The sequence below is a fragment of the Pseudomonas sp. 21615526 genome, assembly GCF_013386245.1.
GTDB lineage: Bacteria > Pseudomonadota > Gammaproteobacteria > Pseudomonadales > Pseudomonadaceae > Aquipseudomonas.
Window position 1 is genome coordinate 1 of record NZ_JACAOM010000208.1, and the last position, 4109, is coordinate 4109.

General features: G+C 59.7%; 3 protein-coding genes and 1 pseudogene. 2 read left to right on the forward strand and 2 right to left on the reverse strand.

Annotation, left to right across the window (positions count from 1 at the left end; genetic code table 11):
* Window positions 1–27: 27 nt before the first annotated feature.
* Window positions 28–1497 (forward strand): PPC domain-containing protein, encoded by a 1470-nt coding sequence (locus HX786_RS31090; protein ID WP_178913055.1) that lies wholly within the window; start codon window positions 28–30, stop codon window positions 1495–1497.
* Window positions 1498–1551: 54 nt separating this feature from the next.
* Here the strand turns inward: HX786_RS31090 and HX786_RS31095 are convergent, their stop codons facing one another.
* On the reverse strand, window positions 1552–2229 hold the full coding sequence (locus tag HX786_RS31095; RefSeq protein WP_178913056.1) for a sterol desaturase family protein: 678 nt from the start codon (window positions 2227–2229) through the stop codon (window positions 1552–1554).
* A gap of 174 nt (window positions 2230–2403) precedes the next feature.
* Here HX786_RS31095 and HX786_RS31100 point away from each other — a divergent pair, with 174 nt between their 5' ends.
* Window positions 2404–3870, forward strand: a complete 1467-nt coding sequence (locus HX786_RS31100) for a hypothetical protein (RefSeq protein ID WP_178913057.1) — start codon at window positions 2404–2406, stop codon at window positions 3868–3870.
* Here HX786_RS31100 and HX786_RS31770 read toward each other — a convergent pair.
* Window positions 3871–4109 (reverse strand): annotated as a pseudogene (locus HX786_RS31770) (PLP-dependent aminotransferase family protein); the annotation flags it as partial.

Below are 4109 nucleotides of genomic sequence, written 5' to 3' on the forward strand. Positions count from 1 at the left end.
AATTTGTTAACTATGGATGGATAAAAAATGAAATCTAAAAAAGCCTTTGTACTGGGCGCGGCCATGATGGCTGCCAGCTTCGTTTCGGCCTTTGCCCTGGCCGAGCAATACCCGTCGCAGAACAGCGTGCACCTGAGCGAAAAAAGCCTGGATGCAGCGATCAAGAGTGCCCTGAAATCCGGTGGCAAGGTGCAGGCCTCCGCGTCCTCGGCGCAGGTGCTGGATAAGCTCAAGGCTGCACAAAAAACCAAGACTGTCGGTGTGCAAAAGAAGGCTGCCAGCGTCGCGAAGCCTTCTGAAAGTGTGCAGATTTCGCCGGTGGGCCGGCTGGTAAAACCGGCCAAGGCGCCTGCTGCCCAGGCCGCCTTTGTACCGCTGTGCGACAGCCTCGATATTAACGTCGGCTACAGCTATGACGGTTTGCAGAGCGGCGAATCAAAGTGCTTCCACTTTAATGTGCCCGCCAAGGCCAAGGTGCAGATCTACCTCGCGGGTCAGCAGCCGGGGACCGAAATGGCCCTGACGCTGTTCCAGGACGACGGGCAGAACAACCTGACGGCACTGATCACTTCTGATAACCCGGGCAACAGCGACGAAGTCATCAGCGGCATGCTTGAAGCCGGGGACTACTACTGGTTCCTGGAAGCCAAGGTTGCCGACGGCTCAGCCTTCGACTTCGGCGCGATCGTCAACACCGCGATTGACGCCTACGAGCCCAACGACACCCCGGAAACGGCGTTCGCCTTGCCGGACCGCTTGAATTACCTGACGGGCAATCTCGACAGCCCGGATGACGTTGACTACTTCGATTTCGCCGCCGTACGCGGGCAGGGGGTCAGCCTGTTCCTCGATGATGACGACAAGGGCGTGCGCAATCAGTGGATCTTCGAGTACTTCAACGGCAGCGCCTGGGTCAACATTCCAGGTGGCTCGACGGCGACCTTCCCGAGCCGGGCGCCGGGCTTTGTCTACAAGGCGCGCGTGCGGGCCAACCCCGCTGAGGCGTGGGATGCCAAGTCCGAGTACAAGCTGACGTTCGGTTCGAGTCCGCACCTGGCGGACTTCGATGCGAAGGGCGGAACGGTGACCCGAATCCCGGCGGGCATCGCACCTCTGGCGACCCAGGCCGGTCGTCTCATGACCTGGAGAACCGAATGGAAAGACAGCACGGGTGCCCCGTTGGAGGGGGTCACTTCACAGCTCAAGGTCGACAAGCGTTTTGTTTCGGGTCCGGACTTCAACTGGACGATATTCTCGGCTGCCACCGACAGTGCCGGCAAAACATCGGGAAGCGCAGAGTTGGGCGGTTGTGTGGGTGATTACCGTGCCCAGTACTACGACAGCAGCACGGGCGTGAAGTACCTCTGGGACACCTGGTACAACGTTGGCGGCTGGCGCATCGACCTCAAGGAATTGCCGAATGTCGGTGTCGGTGGCGATAACGTTCCCTACGTGAGCCTGGGGCATATCTGCAGCCAGGACATCATTGGCCGATAACCGGCGCATAAGAGCCCTCTGAAATGTAGACGCCCCACTTAGGTGGGGCGTTTTTTATTGGCCTTTTTTGGGTTCGCGCGCTTGTGGTTCCCAATGCAGGGTGCCGAACAGGTAGTCCATCAGCGGCAGGACGATGTTGAAGTTGCGTCCCTGCATCAGTTCGCGCCGGTGATGCAGGGCGTGCAGGTGGTGCATCTGGCGGATCCACGGCAGGCGGGCCACGGGGTGGTCGGGGGGCAGGTGTTCGCAGGCGTGGAAAAACTCGTAGAGCAGGTAGCCGAGGATCATGCAGCCGGCGAACAGGCCGGCGACGTTGGGGTTGAGGTGTTTGAGCAGCCACCAGGCGGGGAGGGTGATGACCAGGCTGTGGACCAGGATGAGCCAGGCGGGGAACAGGATGACACGCCAGTCTCGCGGGCTGTCGTAGGTCATGTGGGCGGGGGTGAAGAAGCTGTGGTGGTCGCCGGTGTGGCGGGCGTAGAACAGGCGGGCGAAGGTGTGTTTGTGATGGCCCAGGTGACGGTGGACGAGATAGATACACAGATTGAAGAAAATCAGGGTGAGGGGGATGGCCAGCCATTCCAATAGCTGGATTTGCCGGGTGGTGGACCAGAACAGGCTGATGCAGAGCAGGCCGTAGCCGAAAACGAAACCAGCGTGGAGCCACGGGTTGTAGCAGGGGTGGATGCTGGCGCGGTAGGTGGAGCGGAAAGCCTCGGTGGGGTGAGTCATTGGGAGCGCTCGGTGTCGTTTTTGTTGGGGATGAGCGTAGTCGGGATTGGCGCATCTATCTTGCCTCCATAAAAATACTGTACATGCATACAGTTATGTCCTACATTCCATCCCAGGTGACCGGATGTCGCCGATCACCTGAGCTTCAATTTTTTAACTATGGATGGATAAAAAATGAAATCGAAAAAAGCGTTCATGCTCGGAGCCGCCATCGCGGCGTCCTGCTTCGTTTCGGCCTGCGCCCTGGCCGAACAATCTCCTGCACACTTGACGCCGCAACCGTTGCAGCAAGCCGTGCAACAAGCCCTCAAGAGTGGCGGCATCGTCACGGCGCAGAAGGCGTCGGCTGCCTTCCTGGACAAAATCAAAACCTCGCAGCAGCTGAAAAAGCCGGTGCAGGCTGCCAAGGCCTTGAGCGGGGTTGTGGTCGCCGAGCCTGTACAGGCAGATAGCGCCAAGGTGGATGCCCAGGCCGTGGCGGCCCAGGCGTTCACGCCGCTGTGCCAGACCCTCGGTATCAACCAGATGTATAACCTGGACGGTGTGCAAACCGGCAACGACGTCTGCTACCACTTCAACGTGCCCCAAAAGGCACGGGCGACAGTGATGCTGGTAGGGCAGAGTGCTGCCACCAACATGTCCCTGACCCTGTTCCAGGACGACGGCCAGAACAACATCACTTCTCTCGGCACGTCGGATAACCCGGGCAATGCCAACGAGGTGTTGGCTGGCGTACTGCCACCTGGCGACTACTACTGGTTCATGCATGCCAATTCGGCTGACGGTTCGCCGTTCAGTTTCGGCGTGGATATCAACATGACGATTGACGATTTCGAGCCTAACGACAGTTTCGAAACGGCTTATCAACTGCCGGATACCCTGAACTACGTCACGGGTAACTCCGACACGGCGACCGATGAAGACTACTTCTCCTTCAAGGCCCTGCGCGGGCAGAAGGTCAGTGCCTATTTCGACGGTGTGAACGAGAGCGATCGGGGCCAATGGATTTCCGAGTATTTTGACGGCGTCAAATGGATCCCGATCAGCCCCAAGGCGAAAATCACCTGGCCAACGCCATCGGTTAATGGCGTGGTGAACGTACGGGTGCGGCCTAACCCGGCCGCAACCTGGAAGGCTACGGCGCGCTACAAGCTGTCGCTGGGCTCCACACCCGAGGTGTTGAGCCACAGTGTGCAAGGTGACAACGTGGTGCGGATCCCGGCTTCGGCCAATGACTACGACCCGTTCATGACCACCCAGGCGGCACGTGACTTGAGCTGGGCCGTGACCTGGGCCGACAGCACCGGTAAACGCCTGCAGGGACTGACCCCGTATCTGCAACTCGACAAGCACGTCAACCGCAATACCTACCTGCCGGTGTACATCCCTTACTACGGTTCGGTAACCGGCGTGTCGGGCGCGGCATCCGGTACGGTCAACCTGGGCAACTGCGCGGGTGAGGCGACTGTCAGGTATGTGTCCTACGACTCGGGTTACAAAAATACCTGGGAGACCAAATACAACTTCGCCGTCTGGCGCCTGCGCATCGAGGAGTACCCGGATGTCGGCGTGGGTGGCGACGCTACCCCGGTGAGCATGGCTCATATCTGCAGCCAGCGCGTGATCTCCAGTGAACGGTGATCAACCCTCCGCTTGATCCGTAACCCCGGCGCCAACTCTTCGGGTTGGCGCCCCCAGCAACCCTTCAAACTGCGCCTGAACCCGCCCTTCGTCGCAATGCGCCACATTAAACCGCATGAAATCCCGCAACCCCGGCTCATACCCGAACAACGCCCCCGGCGCCAACACCATCCCGCGTTTCAACCCGGCTTCAGCCAGCCGCTCACCATTTACCCCCGCCGGCAACCGCGCCCAGATAA